Genomic DNA, 15,496 nt, shown 5'->3' with positions numbered 1-15,496 from the left:
GATCTTCGTACGGTTGATCAGTGAATCAGTTGCAATAGTCCAGCGGCAGGCGGCGCGGCACGTACTGGCCGTGGCCGGGTGCTTCCGCGTCACGCAGGGTGCGCCAGGTGTAGTCCAGGGCGCTGCGCACCGCGCTGACCAGTTCCTCGCCCAGGGCCAGGCGGCCGGCGAGGGTGCTCGCCAGGGTGCAGCCCGAGCCGTGGTAGCTGCCGGGCAGGCGCTGGCAGGTGAAGGTGTGGCGCTGGCCGTCGCGGGTGTACAGGCGATTGTGCACTTCGGACTCGTCGCCGTGGCCGCCGGTGATCAGCAGGGTCTGGATATAAGGCAACAGCTTGTCGGCGCATTGGTCCGCGGTGCCTTCGGGCAGCTCGGCGAGAATGCGCGCTTCCGGCAGGTTCGGCGTGGCGACTGCGGCAATCGGCAGCAGGCGCTCGCGCATGGCGTAGCCGACGTCGTCCTTGCCCAGCGAGCCGCCGCCGCCGGCGCGCAGCATCGGGTCGCAGACCAGCGGGATGCCGGGCAGCGATTGCATGATCTCGACGACGGTGTCGACCATCTGCACCGAGCCGAGCATGCCGAGCTTGACCGCCGCCACCGGCAGGTCGGCGATCACCGCGTTGGCCTGGGCCAGCACCCACTCGCGGTCGAGCACGCGGAAGTCGGAAACGTTGACGGTATCCTGAACGGTCAGCGCGGTGACGGTGGGCGCCGCGTGGCAGCCTTGGGCGATCAGGGCTTCGATATCGGCCTGCAGACCGGCGCCGCCACTGGGGTCGTGGCCGGACAGGCAGAGCACTACGGGACGGGAGGCAGGTGTTTTCATGGCGCGGGAGCTTATCACCAAAATGCGCTGCTGAGCTGACCGAACGGTCCATTGCGCATCGCCCGGCCGCGCCCTGTCCGGATGGTCGAATGCCACGGGGCACAAGGCCTGTGCTAGAGTTCGCCGATTCCAACACAACGCCTCCACGGCGCGCCAAAGCGGGAGATGGGGATCTCCGGCGCGGCTGTCGGTGGCACTGCGGGGCACCATGCGGCACTGGCTGATCTTCCTGATCCTTCTCATCCTCTCGCCAGTGGCGAGCGCCATCAGCTTCGACGAGCACGTGGGGCAACTGCCGCTCGGGCGGGCGATGGATGTCTTCGAGGACGTGCGCGGCACCGCCGATATCGCCGAGATCAGCTCGCCGGCGCTGGCCGCCAGCTTCCGCCCCCATGAGCGCGACGTGCTCAATGCCGGCTATTCGCGCTCGGTGTTCTGGCTGCGCCTGGACCTGGACTACCAGCCGCAGGCCTCGCGCGACCCGGCCAACTGGCTGCTGGAGCTGGCTTACCCGCCGCTGGACAAGCTCGATCTCTACCTGCCCGATGGCAATGGCGGCTTCAAGCTCGCCCAGCGCACTGGCGATACCTTGCCGTTCGACAGCCGGCCGATCCGCCAGAACAACTACCTGTTCGATCTCAAGCTGGAGCCGGGCAAGCCGCTGCGCGCCTACCTGCGTCTGGAGAGTCAGGGCTCGATCCAGGCGCCGCTGACGCTGTGGTCGCCCAAGGCCTATCTGGAAGAACAACCGCAGCGCATCTACGTGCTGGGCATCATTTATGGCGTGCTGCTGGTGATGCTGATCTACAACCTGTTCATCTTCCTCAGCGTGCGCGACACCAGCTACCTCTATTACATCCTCTATATCGCCTCGTTCGGCTTCTATCAGATCTCGGTCAACGGCGCCGGCATCGAATACTTCTGGCCGAACAATCCCTGGTGGGCCAATGCTTCCACGCCGTTCCTGATCGGTTCGGCCGGGCTGTTCGGCTGTCAGTTCGCCCGCAGCTTCCTGCATACCCGCGAGCACAGCCTGTGGATCGACCGCATCCTGCGCGTCTTGATGGGCGTCGGCGCACTGGTGATGGTGCTGGCGCTCACCGTCAGCTACGCCATTGCCCTGCGCCTGGCCACCTACCTGGCGCTGGCGTTTACCGTGGTGATCTTCACCGCCGGCATCGTCGCCTGGTTGCGCGGCATGCGTGTGGCGCGTTACTTCATCTTCGCCTGGAGCGCCTTCCTGCTCGGCGGGGTGATCAACACGTTGATGGTGTTGGGCTTGCTGCCCAATGTATTCCTGACTATGTACGCCAGCCAGATCGGCTCGGCGCTGGAGGTCGGCCTGCTGTCCCTGGCGCTGGCCGACCGCATCAACGCCATGAAGGAAGAGCGCACGCGTATCCTCCAGGAAACCAGCCGCAAGCTGGAGCAGCTGAACCTGGAGCTGGCCAGCAGCAACCGCCTGAAGGACGAGTTCCTCGCCACCGTCACCCATGAATTGCGCACGCCCATGAGCGGGGTGATCGGTTCGCTGGAACTGATGCAGACGGTGCCCATGGACATCGAGCTGACCCAGTACCACAAGACCGCCACCGGCTCGGCGCGCGACATGATGCGCATGGTCAACGACATTCTTGCGCTGATCGAGTTGCAGGCCGGCAAGCTCTACCCGCGCCGCGAGCCTTTCAGCCTGCGCGGCCTGTGCGATGGCCTGCGCGCGCAGTACGCGCCGCGCGCCGAGGAGCGCGGGCTGCGCTTCGTGCTGCAACTGGATGAGAGCCTGCCCGACACCCTCGAAGGCGACGCCGGCAAGCTGGCCCAGGCGCTGGGCTACCTGATCGACAACGCCATCAAGTTCACGCACCAGGGTGGGGTGAATCTGCGCGTAGCCGGTGTGCCGAACAGTGAAGGGCTGGCGCTGCGCATCGAGGTGCAGGACAGCGGAATTGGCTTCTCCACGCCGCCGGACGGCGTGCTGTACCAGCGCTTCTTCCAGATCGACGGCTCGCTCACCCGCGAGTACGGCGGCCTGGGGATTGGCCTGGCGCTGTGCCGCAAATTGGTGGCGCTGCTGGGCGGTGAGTTGGTGCATGAATCCGTGCCGGGGCAGGGCAGCCGCTTCAGCCTGGAGTTGCAGGTCGGCCAGCCGGTGCAGAGCATCGCGCCGCCGCCACGCCGTGCCGGCGGCCAGGTGCTGCGCAGCCCCGACCAGTGCACCGTGCTGGTGGTGGAAGACAACGCCATCAATCAACTGGTAATTCGCGGCATGCTGCTCAAGCTCGGTTATCGCGTGCGCACGGCCGACAATGGCGCCGAGGCCATCGAGCTCCTGCGTCGGGAGGCGATCGATACGGTGTTGCTGGATTGCCAGATGCCGGTGATGGACGGCTTCGCCACCTGCCGGGCGATTCGCACCCTGCCGCGTTGCGCCGATCTTCCCGTGCTGGCGATTACCGCCCACAGCCATAGCGGCGACCGCGAGCGCTGCCTGGCCGCTGGAATGAGCGACTACATGGCCAAGCCGGTGAAGTTCGAGGAGCTGCAGGCTTTGCTGCATGACTGGCTGCTGTGCCAGCCGGCGCTGCCCAGCCCGGCCTGAGGTTCGATCCTGTGCGGGGGCGGGCTTCGTCTGCGGTAGCCTCGTGCCTTTCGGTTCGCTGCGAAGAGCGCGCCGGAGCGGGCTTGTAGGAGCGAGCTTGCTCGCGAACGGTCCGTGGAGCGATGACTCTTGCGCACAACCGAATGAAAAACGCCGCGATGCCTTTCGGTATCGCGGCGTTTCTGTTTCAGCGAGCTGTCAGGTTCAGACCTTGACGACCCAGCCTTCCGGACCTTCCACGTCACCCTTCTGGATGCCGGTCAGCTCTTCGTAGAGGCGACGGGTCACCGGGCCGACGTCTTCGCGGCTGAAGAACACGTGCAGGTTGTCCTTGTACTGGATGCCGCCGATCGGGGTAATCACCGCGGCGGTACCGCAGGCGCCGGCTTCCTTGAAGCGCGCCAGGTCGTCGATCTGCACGTCGCCTTCGACCACTTTCAGGCCCAGGCGCTGTTCGGCCAGTTGCATCAGCGACAGACGGGTGATGCCCGGCAGCACCGAGCTGGAGCGCGGGGTGACGAACTCGTTGTCGTGGGTGATGGCGAAGAAGTTGGCCGAGCCCACTTCCTCAATGCGGCTGTGGGTGGCCGGGTCGAGGTAGATGCAGTCGGCGAAGCCGTCTTTCTTGGCCTGGGCGCCCGGCATCAGGCTGGCGGCGTAGTTGCCACCGACCTTGGCGGCGCCGGTGCCGTTGGGCGCGGCGCGGTCGTAGGTGGAGATCACGAAGTCATGGGGCTTCATGCCGCCCTTGAAGTAGGCGCCGACCGGGATGCAGAACACCGAGAAGATGAATTCCGGAGCCGGGCGCACGCCGATGTTGTCGCCCACGCCGATCACGAACGGGCGCAGGTACAGCGCGCCGCCGGAGCCGTACGGGGGAATGAAGCGCTCGTTGGCGCGGACCACCTGGCGGCAGGCGTCGATGAACTGCTGTTCAGAAACCTGCGGCATCAGTACGCGGGCGCAACTGCGGGCCATGCGTGCGGCGTTCTGGTCCGGGCGGAACAGGTTGATCGAGCCGTCCTTGCAGCGGTAGGCCTTCAGGCCTTCGAAGCACTGCTGGCCGTAATGCAGGGCCGAGGAGCCTTCGCTGATGTGCAGGGTGTTGTCTTCGGTCAGCTTGCCGTCGTCCCAGAGGCCATCGCGCCAGTGGGAGATGTAGCGGAAGTCGGTCTTGATGTAATCGAATCCGAGCGCGCCCCAGTCGATGTCTTTCTGTTCCATGGTTGCCTCATTCAATGGGATTGCCTGCGGCCATTCGTCTGCCAGGGCATGGCGGGCGAGCATCCGCATGGTGATTTCGGGACCCTGACGGCGGGCGCTGCCTGAATCGCCAGGATTCCGCTACGCGGGGGGAGCGACGTCCCCCGCTTGATGGTACCGCCAGGACTCCACCAGGACTTGCCATGATACCGGCGATATTCGCGGCTGTGGGGGCCTGCCTGCGAATATCGCTGCCATCAGTCGCATCGGGAACCGAGCGACCCCGGCGCAGGGTCGCGGGCGGCAATGCCCTGCCCGAAGACGGATTTTACTGATCGTCTGTTGGCTTCGGGTCATGCATTCAGCTGAAAAAAGACATTTATATGAATGTCATTTCGCATGCTGAATGAAATTTCCGTCATTCCGACTGGCTGGAATTCCCCTGGGGGAATAGCGAGCGGCTGATGAAACGGGCTGTCTCGTGCAGGCGGGCGCCGATCTGCTCGAGCTTCTCGCGCTCATGCTGGGCGCTGATGCCGATCCCGGAAATGATGAAGCGTGGCTGGCGGTCGTGATCGATGATCGCGCTGGCGACCATGCTGACGCCGCGGTAGAGGTGGTCCTGGTCGATGGCCCAGCCGCGCTCCAGGGTGGCGGCGGCATCGCTGCGGTATTCCTCGAAGCTTGGCGGGTTCTCCCAGCGCACACGGGTCAGGCGGCGGCGCAGTTCGTCGTCCGGCAGGTTGCGCAGGCCGGCGATGCAGCGGCCTGCGGCGCCGACCAGTTCCGGCAGGCGCGAGCCGACGGCGACGTTGACGTGCGCCACGGCTGGCGCGGAGACGGCGATCACGCGGATGTGGGCGTCGTCGGTGACCTGCCACAAAGTGATCAGGATGTTGTGGCTGGTGCTCAGGCGTTCCAGTTCCGGCTGGATAAGGTCGGCGTAGCTGCGGCCGATGAAGCTCACTGCCAGTTCCGACAGGCCCAGTCCCAGGCGGTAGGTCTTGGTGTCGTTGTCGAACGAGGTCAGTTGCTCGTTGGTCAGGGTGCGCAGGATGTTGAAGGTGGTGCTCGGGCTGACTCCCGTGGCGCGGGCGATGGCGGTCGCGCCCTCGGGGCCTTCGGCATTGGCCAGGTGGCGAAGGATCTGGATGGCGTTCACCACTGCGCCGACATCCTTGGCGCTGCCGGTGCGTTTGCTGCTGGCTTCTTCGACGGTCTTTTCAGTTGTCATATTCTGTATTCTGATTGACATTCAGTATTGTGAATGTATTCTGACCCTGCGACGCCTGCAACGGCTTCCTGGAAGCTGGCTTGGCATGGGCGGTAACGCACTTTGCAACAAAGGCAGAACAAGAACAAAGGAGAAACCTCAATGGTGGATTTCCCCGACCGCAGCATGCCAGGGCCCGAGGCGCAGTACCTCGCGTTTCTCGCCCAGGGCCGCTTCATGTTGCAGCGCAGCGCCTCCACCGGCCGGCATGTGTTCTACCCGCGCACCCAGGTGCCCGGCAGCGGCGAAACGGACCTGGAGTGGGTCCCTGCCAGTGGCCTGGGCACTCTTTATGCCTTGACTGTCAACCGCGCCCGCAGCGGTGACTACAACGTCGCCCTGGTCGACCTGGATGAAGGCGTGCGCATGATGTCGCGCATCGAAGGCCATCTCAGCCTGCCCATCGGTACTCGCGTGAAAGCGCGCATCGCCCAGCAGGACAGCGGCCCTGTCGTCGTCTTCGAGCCCCTGGCGGAGGTGCAGCCATGAGCCAGGTCCTGCGCGGCAAGACCGCCATCGTCGGCATCGGCAGCGCCGGTATCGGCGAAGCCCATGGCTACAGCGCTATGGAGCTGCTCGGCCAGGCCTCGATGAAAGCCATCGCCGATGCAGGGCTTGCGCTCTCGGACATCGACGCGGTGTTCTCGGCCACCAGCTCCCACGCCTTCCCGACCCTCTCGGTCTGCGAATACCTGGGCATCAAGCCGAAGTTCGTCGATGGCACCAATGTCGGCGGCTCCAGCTTCGAGCTGCATCTTCTGCAGGCAACCCTGGCCCTGGAGGCCGGCCTGTGTGACGCGGCGCTGATCTGCTATGGCTCCAACCAGCGCACTGCCGGCGGCAAGCTGGTATCGATGAGCGAGCCGCAGTGGCACGAAACGCCCTACCAGCCGCGCCACCCGATCACCGCCTACGCGCTGGCTGCCAGCCGGCACATGCATCAATACGGCACCACCCGCGAGCACCTGGCCGAAGTGGCCGTGGCCGCACGGGGCTGGGCCAACCTCAATCCCGAGGCCTTCGCCCGTGGCCCGCTGAGCATCGATGAGGTGCTCGCTGCGCGGATGGTCAGCGACCCGCTGAGCAAGGCCGACTGCTGCCTGGTCACCGACGGCGGTGGCGCCTGTGTGATGGTGCGCGCCGACCGTGCGCGGGACCTGCCCAGGGCGCCGATCTACTTCCTCGGCGCGGCCGGCGCACAGTGGCACCGCTCCATCGTTGCCATGCCCGACCTCACCGTCACCGCCGCTTCCGAGAGTGGCCCGCGCGCCATGCAGATGGCCGGTGTGAAGCACGCGGACATCGACCTGGTGATGGTCTACGACGCCTTCACCATCAATACGATCCTGTTCCTCGAGGACCTCGGCTTCTGCCCGAAGGGCGAGGGCGGTCGCTTCGTCCAGGGCGGGCGCATTGCTCCTGGCGGCGAGCTGGCGGTGAACACCAACGGCGGCGGGCTGTCCTGTGTGCATCCGGGCATGTACGGCATGTTCCTGATCATCGAGGCGGTTACGCAGTTGCGCCGACAGGCCGGTGAGCGCCAGTTGAAGAAGGCCGACATCGCCCTGCTGCACGGCAACGGCGGCACCTTGTCCAGCCAGGTCACCGCGCTGCTCGGCACCCAGAACGTGCTCTGAAATCCGGGCAGGACGCCCTCCCGGTGGCTACCTGCGATAAGCGGGCGGCCCGCCGTGGACGCGTTCGCCCTCGCGCCGGGACGACCTAGTCCGGCACCCGTCATCTGTTCAGGTGGAACGTCATGTCAGTGAGTCACTTGCAACGCACAGGCTTCGCCAGCCTTACCCCGCTGATCCAGCCACGCTCGGTCGCCGTGGTCGGCGCTTCCAGCGACCCGCACCGCATCGGTGGCCGCCCCATCGCCTACATGCTGCGCAACGGCTTCACCGGCCGCATCCTGCCGGTCAACCCCAATCGCACCGAGATCCAGGGCCTGCCGGCCTACGCCAGTGTCGACGCACTGCCTGAGGCGCCGGACGTGGCGATCATCGCGGTGCCGGCGCCGCAGGTGCTGGAGACCGTCCAGGCACTGGGCCGCAAGGGCGCGCGCAGCGCCATCGTGTTCTCCTCCGGCTTCAGCGAAGTCGGCGAGGAAGGCGTGGCCATGCAGGACGCCATCGTCGAGGCCGCCCGCGCGGCGAACATGCGCCTGCTGGGGCCGAACGCCCTGGGCGTGTTCAACGCCAACCTGGGCTACTACGCCTTCTTCTCCACCAGCCTGGAGCGCGGCATCCCGCTGGCCGGGCGCGTCGGCATCGCCACCCAGTCCGGCGCCTACGGCGCACACCTGCTGGGTCTGTCGCGGCAGCGCGGGCTGGGTACGCCGATCTGCGTCGCCACCGGCAACGAAGCCGACGTCACCCTGGGCGACGCCATCGGCTGGCTGGTGGAATCGCCGGAGGTCGACGTGGTGATGGCCTACGCCGAATCCATCCGCAATGTCGACAGCTTCCTCGCCGCCCTCGAAGCGGCCCATCGCGCCGGCAAGCCGGTGATCCTGCACAAGGTCGGGCGCAGCGAGCTGGGTGGCCGCGCGGCCATGTCACACACCGCCTCCCTGGCTGGCGACGACAAGGTGCTCGATGCGGTGCTGGCCGACTACGCCGTGGTCCGCGCGCGCACCACCGAAGAGCTGGTGGACATCGCCTACCTCGCCACCCAGCGCATCTACCCGGTGAACAACAGCCTGGGGATGATCACCGTCAGCGGTGGCGCCGGGATCATCGTCAGCGACGCTGCCGAGGACGTTGGGCTGCCCATGCCGCCGATGCCGGAAGCAGCCCAGGCGCGACTGAAACAGCGCCTGCACTATGCCTCGCCGCTGAACCCGGTGGACTGCACGGCCCAGGCGCTCAACGACCTGAGCCTGGTGCACGATTTCACCGAGTCCATGGTGGTGGACGGCGGCTATCGTTCGCTGATCGCCTTCTTCACCCAGGCCGGCACCGCCGCCTCCATCGGCCCGCGCCTGGCCGAGCAGTTCGCGCGGATCAAGGCCGACCATCCGGACCGCCTGTTCGTGGTCTCGGTGATGGGCGAGGGCGAGGAGCTGGCGCCATACCAGAAGGCCGGCTTCGCCCTGTTCGAGGACCCGACCCGCGCCGTGCGCGCCATCCAGGCCATGGGCCAGTTGGGCGAAGCGTTCGCCCGGCCGCTGCGCAGCATTCCTGTGCCCGCTGGCGTCGAGCTGCCGGCCAGCTCGCCCGGTGAGGCCGAAGCCAAGCAATTGCTGGCGCGCGCCGGCATCGAATCGGCGCCCGAACGTGTGCTGAAAAGCGCTGCGGAAGCCGCCGCATTTGCCGAACAAATCGGCTTCCCGGTGGTGCTGAAAATCGCCTCGGCGGACATCCTGCACAAGTCGGAAATCGGCGGCGTGCTGCTCAACGTCGGCAGCGCCCAGGCCGTACGCGAGGGCTATGACCTGCTGCTGCAACGCGCTGCTGAACACGCGCCGAACGCTCGCCTCGACGGCGTGCTGGTGGCGCGCCAGCTGCAGGGCGGCGTCGAGTGCTTCATGGGCATCCAGCGCGACCCGCAGTTCGGTCCGGTGGCGGTGTTCGGCCTTGGCGGCATCTTCGTCGAGGTGCTCAAGGACGTGGTGTTCCGCCGCTGCCCGTTCGGCGTCGGCGAAGCCGAGCAGATGATCCGCAGCATCAAGGGCGCGCCGCTGCTGCTGGGCGCCCGTGGTCGCCCGGTGACCGATATCAAGGCCCTGTCGCGCGTTCTCTCGCAGCTCTCGCAATTCGCTGCAGAGGCCGGCCCGCGCCTGCGTTCGGTGGACCTCAACCCGGTCTTCGCCATGCCCGAGGGGCAGGGCGCCTGGGCCGCCGACGCGGTGCTGGAAGTGCAGGAGGTGGCCCATGGCGCTGAATCCTGAGCACCTGCTGAATTACCCGATCCCGGAAGTACGCCAACGTTTCAGCCGCCACGACAGCGCCTTCTATGCGCTGTCGGTGGGCCTTGGCGCGGACCCGATGGACGAGCACCAGCTGACCTTCGTCGACGCCAATCGCGAGCTGCAAGCGCTGCCCTGCATGGCGGTGGTGCTCGGTCACCCCGGCTTCTGGCTGGGCAACCCGGACACCGGCGTCGATGCCCTGCGCCTGGTCCACGGCGAGCAGAGCATCGAATGGCTCAAGCCGCTGCCGGTGGAAGGCGAAGTGATCGGCCGCACCCGCGTCACCGGGCTGGTCGACAAGGGCGCCGGCAAGGGCGCGCTGCTCTATAGCGAGAAGGTCGTCAGCGATGCGCAGAGCGGTGAGGTGCTGGCGATTGCCCGCGGCACCACCTTCCTGCGCGGCGACGGCGGCTTTGGCGGCGACAGCCAGTCGCTGAGCCAACCGCACCGCCTGCCCGAGCAGGCGCCGGACCTGGTCATCGACCTGCCGACTCGCCCCGAGCAGGCGCTGCACTACCGCCTGAACGGCGACGACAACCCGATCCACGCCAGCCCCGCGGCGGCGGCGCGCGGTGGTTTCCCCAGGCCGATCCTGCACGGCCTGTGCACCCTGGGGGTGGCCTTCCACGCGCTGCTGCGCGGCTTGGCCGACTACCGCGCGGAGCGTTTCGCCCACCTGCAGGTGCGCTTCTCCGCACCGGTTTTCCCCGGCGAAACCCTGCGTACCGAAATCTGGAATGACGGCTCCTTCCGCACCCGCGTCGTCGAGCGCGACGTGGTGGTGCTGGACAACGGCCGCGTGCGCCTGACCCCGGAGATGGGAGAACACGCCGGGCGGGCATAGCGCGACGACGACCTCAACCAACCTGCGAGAACAACAACAATGAACGCACCCGACAGCTTGGCCCAGGGCACCGCGATACCGCGGCGGACCCTGGTGATCGCCTTCCTCTTCTGCTTCCTGGGTCTGCTCGCCGATGGCGCGGACCTGATGTTCCTCGCCTACAGTCTGAACAGCCTGAAGGCCGAGTTCGGCCTCTCCAACTTCGAGGCCGGTTCGCTGGGCAGCATCACCCTGGCCGGCATGGCCATCGGCGGTATCTACGGCGGCTGGGCGTGCGACCGCTTTGGCCGGGTGCGGGTGGTGACGTGGACCATCCTGGTGTTCTCCGTGGGCACCGCGCTGCTCGGGCTGGCGCACAACTTCTGGGCCTTTGCGCTGATCCGCTTCGTCTCCTCGCTGGGCCTGGGCTCGCTGTTCGTCGCCTGCAACATCCTGATGTCCGAGTTCGTCACCGCGAAGTACCGCACCACCATCCTGGCGACCATGCAGGCTGGTTGGACGGTCGGCTACCTGGTGGCGACGGTGCTCGCGGGGCAGATCATCCCCGACTACGGCTGGCGCGCGCTGTTCTTCACCGCGATCGGCGCGGCGCTGATCTGCCTGGCGCTGCGGCCCTGGGTGCCGGAGTCGCCGTCCTGGCTGGCAGCCCGTGCGCAACGGCTGCAGCAGGCCGCCAGCAACCGCCAGCAGAGCGCGCCCAGCGGTGGCATGCGCCAGCTGCTGGTCGATCCGTCCACCCGGCGCATGTTCCTGCTGTGGAGCCTCACCTCGTGCTTCCTGCTGTTCGGCTACTACGGCACCAACAACTGGATGCCCTCGTACCTGGAAAGCGAGCTGGGCATGAACTTCAAGTCCATGACCGGCTACATGGTCGGCACCTACACCGCGATGATCCTCGGCAAGGTGCTCGCCGGGATCGCCTCGGACCGCTTCGGCCGCCGCGCCACCTTCGCCGCCGGCGCCATCGGAACCGCGATCTTCATGCCGGTGATCGTGTTCTGGCACACCCCGGACAACATCGTCTGGATCCTCGCGCTGTTCGGCTTCATCTACGGCGTACCGGTGGGCGTGCTGGCCACCTACATGACCGAGAGCTTCTCCACCCAGGTACGCGGCGCCGCCGTCGGCACCTCCTACAACCTCGGCCGCATCGGCGCGGCGGTGGCCCCGGCGGCCATCGGCCTGCTGGCCTCCCATGTGTCCATCGGCGCGGGCTTCCTGGTGATGGGCATCACCTACGTCATCACCGGCCTGATCCCTGCGCTGCTGATCCCCAACCGCCTGTATGACCCGAACCGCGAAGGGCGCACGGTGCAGCCCGGCACACCCGCCCGTGCGCCTGCGCACAGCGCTGCCCGCCCGCTGGGCCAACCCGTCACGGAGGAAAGCCTGCGATGACCGATCTCACCTGCGCCGCCCATGCGCCCGGGCCGGACATGTTCCCCCGCGATCGATACACCTTCCAGGAGTTCCTCGGCCTGGAGCGCTGGGTCGATGGCGAAGTGGTGCGGGTACGCCTGCGCCACCGCCCGGAGCTGATGAACTACATCGACAGCTTCCACGGCGGCGTGCTGATGAGCGTGCTCGACGCTGCCATGGCCGGCGCGATCCGTGCGCAGATGCCGGGTTGCTCGATGGTCACCATCGACATGGCCACCCACTTCATGGGCAGTACTCGCGGCGAGATCAACGCCGTCGGCCGGGTGCTCAAGCGCACCCGCACGCTGTGCTTCTGCGCGGCGGAAATCTTCGATGAAGCCGGCGAGCTGATCGCCAGCGCCACCGGCAGTTTCAAGTACCGGCCCGCGGCGGCCGGAGCTGTTCAACCGACACGGGAATGATGAAATGACCGACCACACCGCGATGGCCGAGGAGCGCGAAGAGCGCCTGCGGCTGATCCGTGACAGCGCCGCCTCCCTGGTCCCGCGCGGCGGCGACCTGGGGCGGGTGCGCCGTCTGCGCTTCCAGCAGACGGGCGTCGACCGCGACGCCTGGGGCGAAGTCTGCGCCATGGGCTGGCCGGGCCTGCGCCTGGCGGAAGAACTGGGCGGCAGCGGGCTGGGCATGGCCGAGTACGCGGCGCTGCTGGAAGAGCTGGGCCGTGGCCTGCTGCCCGAGCCGCTGATCGAGGCGAGCCTGGTCGCTCCGCTACTGCCGGCGGGCGAGCGCGACGCGCTGCTGGCCGGCGAGCGGCTGATCCTGCCGGCCGGCATCGGTTATGAAGCGGATGCGGCATTGCCGGTGCTGCGCGATGGCCAGTTGCGCGGCGAGGTCGCCCATGTGGCGCTCGGTGCTGCGGCCGATGCCTGGCTGGTCGCCTGCAACGCCGGCCTTGCTCTGGTGCAGCGCAACGCCGAAGGGCTCAGCCTGCATCAGGAGCCGACCCAGGACGGCGGCCACCTGGCGCGCCTGCGCTTCGACGGCACGCCGGCGCAACTCGTCGAGTCCGCGCCCGCCGCCCTCGATGAAGCGGCGCTGGCCTGCTCGGCCTATCTGGTCGGGCTGATGGATGCCGCCTTCGAACAGACTCGCGACTACCTCGGCGTGCGCCGCCAGTTCGGCCGCGAGATCGGCAGCTTCCAGTCGCTGCAGCACCGCATGGTCGACCTGAAGCTGCAGATCGAGCTGGCCCGCGCCATCGTCGGCGAAGCGGCCAGCGCCCTGGATGACGGTGCGTCGACTGCCCTGGTACAGCGCCTGGTGTCCACCGCCAAGGTGCGTGCCGCCGAAGCGGCCATGCTGGTCACCCGCCAGGCGATCCAGTTGCACGGCGGCATCGGCTACACCGACGAGGCCGACATCGGCCTGTTCCTGCGCCGCGCCATGGTGCTGCTCAACAGCCAGGGCTCGCTGGCCTTCCATCGGGCGCGCTACATCGCCCTGCTGCATGCGGAGGTGGCGTGATGAGCGAGATGCTGCTGCAGGAAACTCATGGTTCGGTGCGCCTGCTGCGTTTCAACAATCCGGCGCGGCGCAATGCGCTGTCCCCCGCATTGCGCGCCGAGTTGCTCGACGCACTGCGTGAAGCGGACGCCGATCCCTCCGTGCGCAGCGTGGTGCTCACCGGTTCGGCGGAAGTCTTCAGCGCTGGCGGCGACCTCAGCGACATGCACGTCACCGACCTCAACGCCGGCCGCATGCGCATGCAGAAGAACGCCGACCTGATCCGCCAGATGCTGCGCATGGGCAAGCCGATCATCGCCGCCGTCGAAGGCTGGGCGGTGGGCGCCGGGCTTTCGGTGGCGCTGGCCTGCGACAGCCTGGTTTGCGGCGGCACGGCGCGCTTCGCGGCGGGCTTCGGCAAGGTCGGACTGATCGCCGATCTTGGCCAGTTGCACACCTTGCCTGCGCGCATCGGCAACGGTCGGGCGCGGCAAGTGCTGATGTTCGGCCAGGTGATCGAGGCCGAGGAAGCATTGCGCATCGGCCTGGTGGACCAGCTCTGTGCACCGGGTGCCGCGCTGGATGCGGCGCTGGCACTGGCCGCGAAGGTCGAGCAGCAGGCGCCGCTGGCGCTGTCGCTGACCAAGGCGCTGCTGGCCGATGGCCTGGAGCTGCTGCTCGAACGCGAAGGCGATTTCCAGAGCCAGCTGTTCCTCAGTGCCGACCACGCCGAAGGCAAAGCGGCCTTCCTCGAAAAACGTTCCCCGGATTTCCGGGGCCAGTAATCAGGAGAACCGTGACATGACCGATTACAACGCCCTCGACGACGGCGAATTCCGTCGGCTGGTGCGCGAGTGGGTCGCCGCCAACTACCCGCAACGCATCCGCAACCCGGCCCACCGCCTGGGTCGCGACGACACCTGGGAGTGGTACCAGGCACTGTCGCAGCAGGGCTGGCTGTGCCCCGGCTGGCCGGTGCAACACGGCGGCATGGGCCTGTCCGCCGGCAAGCAGTTGATCATGATCGAGGAGATGGAGAACTACGGCTGCGCGCGACTGCCCGACAGCGGCATCACCATGCTCGGCCCGCTGCTGATCCGCTACGGCACCGACGCCCAGCGCGAGCGCTTCCTGCCGCGCATCTTGAGCGGCGAGGACATCTGGTGCCAGGGCTACAGCGAGCCCAATGCCGGCTCCGACCTCGCCAGCCTGCGTACCGAAGCGGTGCTGCGCGACGGCGAATGGGTGATCAACGGCCAGAAGACCTGGACCACCATGGGCACCGAGGCCAACTGGATCTTCGTGCTGGCGCGCACCGAGCGCAGTGCCAAGGCGCAGCAGGGCATCAGCTTCCTGCTGGTGCCGATGGACAGCCCCGGCGTCGAGGTACGGCCAATCCTCAACCTCGAGCTGCAGGGCGAGTTCTGCGAGGTGTTCTTCAACGACGTGCGCGTGCCGGAGGAAAACCTCGTCGGCGCGGTCAACCACGGCTGGGGCATGGCCAAGGCGCTGCTCGGCTTCGAGCGCATCTTCCTCGGCTCGCCCAAGCAGGCCACCTTCGCCCTCGAGCGCCTGGTGCGCCTGGCCCGTCACCAGGGCCTGTGGGACGACCCGGTGTTCGCCCAGCGCTTCGCCGCGCTGAGCATGGACCTGGACTGCCACAAGGCGCTCTACGAGCGCTTCGCCGAACGCCTGCGGCGCGGCGAGGAACTGGGCCCGGACGTGTCCCTGCTGAAGATCCACCAGTCCGAGCTTTACCAGCGCATCAGCGAGCTCGGGCTGGAGATCGCCGGCGCGGATTCGGCGCTGCTCAACCCCTTCGCCGACGATCCCGAGCTGCACCCGGCGGGCATCTTCATCCAGTCGCGGCCCACCACCATCTACGGCGGTACCAACGAGATCCAGCGCAACATCCTGGCCAAGGCCGTGCTCGGCCTGCCGAGCTGATCGTGCGC

General features: G+C 67.4%; 13 protein-coding genes. 10 read left to right on the top strand and 3 right to left on the bottom strand.

From position 1 onward, the window contains the following. Positions 1 to 25: 25 nt before the first annotated feature. A complete protein-coding gene (locus A9513_RS07080) occupies positions 26 to 823 on the bottom strand; it encodes a hydroxymethylpyrimidine/phosphomethylpyrimidine kinase (RefSeq protein WP_065084332.1) in 798 nt (265 codons plus the stop codon). A gap of 208 nt (positions 824 to 1,031) precedes the next feature. Here A9513_RS07080 and A9513_RS07075 point away from each other — a divergent pair, with 208 nt between their 5' ends. Beyond that, positions 1,032 to 3,422 (top strand): hybrid sensor histidine kinase/response regulator, encoded by a 2,391-nt coding sequence (locus tag A9513_RS07075; RefSeq protein WP_065084361.1) that lies wholly within the window; start codon positions 1,032 to 1,034, stop codon positions 3,420 to 3,422. Positions 3,423 to 3,626: 204 nt separating this feature from the next. On the opposite strand, the gene A9513_RS07070 is transcribed toward A9513_RS07075, so the two are convergent. Together A9513_RS07070 and A9513_RS07065 are read right to left on the bottom strand one after the other, a co-directional pair. Further along, positions 3,627 to 4,646, bottom strand: a complete 1,020-nt coding sequence (locus tag A9513_RS07070) for a branched-chain amino acid aminotransferase (protein WP_054906784.1) — start codon at positions 4,644 to 4,646, stop codon at positions 3,627 to 3,629. A 397-nt stretch (positions 4,647 to 5,043) separates the two neighbouring features. Beyond that, positions 5,044 to 5,859 carry an IclR family transcriptional regulator gene (locus tag A9513_RS07065; protein ID WP_065084331.1) on the bottom strand — a complete coding sequence of 272 codons (816 nt, stop codon included), beginning with the start codon at positions 5,857 to 5,859 and terminating at the stop codon, positions 5,044 to 5,046. 141 nt (positions 5,860 to 6,000) lie between these two features. Here A9513_RS07065 and A9513_RS07060 point away from each other — a divergent pair, with 141 nt between their 5' ends. The 9 genes from A9513_RS07060 to A9513_RS07020 all read left to right on the top strand — a co-directional run bounded on the left by A9513_RS07060 (position 6,001) and on the right by A9513_RS07020 (position 15,488). After that, positions 6,001 to 6,387, top strand: coding sequence for a Zn-ribbon domain-containing OB-fold protein (locus A9513_RS07060; RefSeq protein WP_037012870.1), 387 nt, complete (start codon positions 6,001 to 6,003; stop codon positions 6,385 to 6,387). Further along, entirely contained in the window at positions 6,384 to 7,535 is a 1,152-nt protein-coding gene (locus A9513_RS07055) for a thiolase (RefSeq protein WP_024763964.1), read from the top strand. Before A9513_RS07060 ends, A9513_RS07055 begins: the two co-directional genes overlap by 4 nt. A gap of 122 nt (positions 7,536 to 7,657) precedes the next feature. Next, a complete protein-coding gene (locus tag A9513_RS07050) occupies positions 7,658 to 9,793 on the top strand; it encodes an acetate--CoA ligase family protein (RefSeq protein WP_065084330.1) in 2,136 nt (711 codons plus the stop codon). Continuing rightward, positions 9,777 to 10,658: a MaoC/PaaZ C-terminal domain-containing protein gene (locus A9513_RS07045; RefSeq protein ID WP_037012887.1), complete on the top strand. Its 882-nt coding sequence runs from the start codon at positions 9,777 to 9,779 to the stop codon at positions 10,656 to 10,658. Before A9513_RS07050 ends, A9513_RS07045 begins: the two co-directional genes overlap by 17 nt. Before the next feature lie 39 nt (positions 10,659 to 10,697). After that, a complete protein-coding gene (locus A9513_RS07040; RefSeq protein ID WP_024763961.1) occupies positions 10,698 to 12,056 on the top strand; it encodes an MFS transporter in 1,359 nt (452 codons plus the stop codon). A 38-nt stretch (positions 12,057 to 12,094) separates the two neighbouring features. After that, complete coding sequence (locus tag A9513_RS07035; RefSeq protein ID WP_037006947.1) at positions 12,095 to 12,499, top strand: PaaI family thioesterase; 405 nt, start codon at positions 12,095 to 12,097, stop codon at positions 12,497 to 12,499. 4 nt (positions 12,500 to 12,503) lie between these two features. Further along, positions 12,504 to 13,562 (top strand): acyl-CoA dehydrogenase family protein, encoded by a 1,059-nt coding sequence (locus A9513_RS07030; protein ID WP_065084329.1) that lies wholly within the window; start codon positions 12,504 to 12,506, stop codon positions 13,560 to 13,562. Positions 13,563 to 13,570: 8 nt separating this feature from the next. Further along, positions 13,571 to 14,326, top strand: a complete 756-nt coding sequence (locus A9513_RS07025; protein WP_164488292.1) for an enoyl-CoA hydratase/isomerase family protein — start codon at positions 13,571 to 13,573, stop codon at positions 14,324 to 14,326. A gap of 16 nt (positions 14,327 to 14,342) precedes the next feature. Next, complete coding sequence (locus tag A9513_RS07020; RefSeq protein ID WP_065084328.1) at positions 14,343 to 15,488, top strand: acyl-CoA dehydrogenase family protein; 1,146 nt, start codon at positions 14,343 to 14,345, stop codon at positions 15,486 to 15,488. Positions 15,489 to 15,496 lie beyond the last annotated feature (8 nt).

This window comes from Pseudomonas sp. AU12215, assembly GCF_001675465.2.
Lineage (GTDB): Bacteria > Pseudomonadota > Gammaproteobacteria > Pseudomonadales > Pseudomonadaceae > Pseudomonas > Pseudomonas nitroreducens.
The sequence above is the reverse complement of the archived record's forward strand: the minus strand, read 5'-3'. Positions and strand labels throughout refer to the sequence as shown.

Excerpts from the sequence above, each read along its gene's own strand:
- A9513_RS07080 (WP_065084332.1), bottom strand. The coding sequence starts at position 823 with ATGAAAACACCTGCCTCCCGTCCCGTAGTGCTCTGCCTGTCCGGCCAC.
- A9513_RS07075 (WP_065084361.1), top strand. The coding sequence starts at position 1,032 with ATGCGGCACTGGCTGATCTTCCTGATCCTTCTCATCCTCTCGCCAGTG.
- A9513_RS07070 (WP_054906784.1), bottom strand. The coding sequence starts at position 4,646 with ATGGAACAGAAAGACATCGACTGGGGCGCGCTCGGATTCGATTACATC.
- A9513_RS07065 (WP_065084331.1), bottom strand. The coding sequence starts at position 5,859 with ATGACAACTGAAAAGACCGTCGAAGAAGCCAGCAGCAAACGCACCGGC.
- A9513_RS07060 (WP_037012870.1), top strand. The coding sequence starts at position 6,001 with ATGGTGGATTTCCCCGACCGCAGCATGCCAGGGCCCGAGGCGCAGTAC.
- A9513_RS07055 (WP_024763964.1), top strand. The coding sequence starts at position 6,384 with ATGAGCCAGGTCCTGCGCGGCAAGACCGCCATCGTCGGCATCGGCAGC.
- A9513_RS07050 (WP_065084330.1), top strand. The coding sequence starts at position 7,658 with ATGTCAGTGAGTCACTTGCAACGCACAGGCTTCGCCAGCCTTACCCCG.
- A9513_RS07045 (WP_037012887.1), top strand. The coding sequence starts at position 9,777 with ATGGCGCTGAATCCTGAGCACCTGCTGAATTACCCGATCCCGGAAGTA.
- A9513_RS07040 (WP_024763961.1), top strand. The coding sequence starts at position 10,698 with ATGAACGCACCCGACAGCTTGGCCCAGGGCACCGCGATACCGCGGCGG.
- A9513_RS07035 (WP_037006947.1), top strand. The coding sequence starts at position 12,095 with ATGTTCCCCCGCGATCGATACACCTTCCAGGAGTTCCTCGGCCTGGAG.
- A9513_RS07030 (WP_065084329.1), top strand. The coding sequence starts at position 12,504 with ATGACCGACCACACCGCGATGGCCGAGGAGCGCGAAGAGCGCCTGCGG.
- A9513_RS07025 (WP_164488292.1), top strand. The coding sequence starts at position 13,571 with ATGCTGCTGCAGGAAACTCATGGTTCGGTGCGCCTGCTGCGTTTCAAC.
- A9513_RS07020 (WP_065084328.1), top strand. The coding sequence starts at position 14,343 with ATGACCGATTACAACGCCCTCGACGACGGCGAATTCCGTCGGCTGGTG.